This is a genomic window from Streptomyces aureocirculatus (assembly GCF_000720475.1).
GTDB classification, from domain to species: Bacteria; Actinomycetota; Actinomycetes; order Streptomycetales; family Streptomycetaceae; genus Streptomyces; species Streptomyces aureocirculatus.
Map to the genome: position 1 here is coordinate 1 of NZ_JOAP01000208.1, position 230 is coordinate 230.

General features: G+C 67.0%; 1 pseudogene. It reads left to right on the forward strand.

The annotated features are described in order from the left end of the window. Nucleotides 1–198: pseudogene (locus tag IG78_RS0141385) on the forward strand (hypothetical protein); the annotation flags it as partial. Nucleotides 199–230: the final 32 nt, after the last annotated feature.

A 230-nucleotide genomic window follows, 5' to 3' on the forward strand; every position in this document is an offset into this window, starting at 1 on the left:
ACCTCGCAGCAGCAGGCAGACGCCGCCCGCATCCTTCAGCAGCTCGCCCAGGTGGAAGGCGAGGCGACCGCCCGCGCGTGGATGGTCGGCATGAACCCACACCTCGACAACATGGCGCCCATCCATGCCATCGCCGATGGGCGGATGTGGGACGTCGAAGCCGCAGCTCGTGCATACCTGAACGGAGACTGGACGTGAGACTCCGCCAAGCCCACGCCATCCTCGAGACC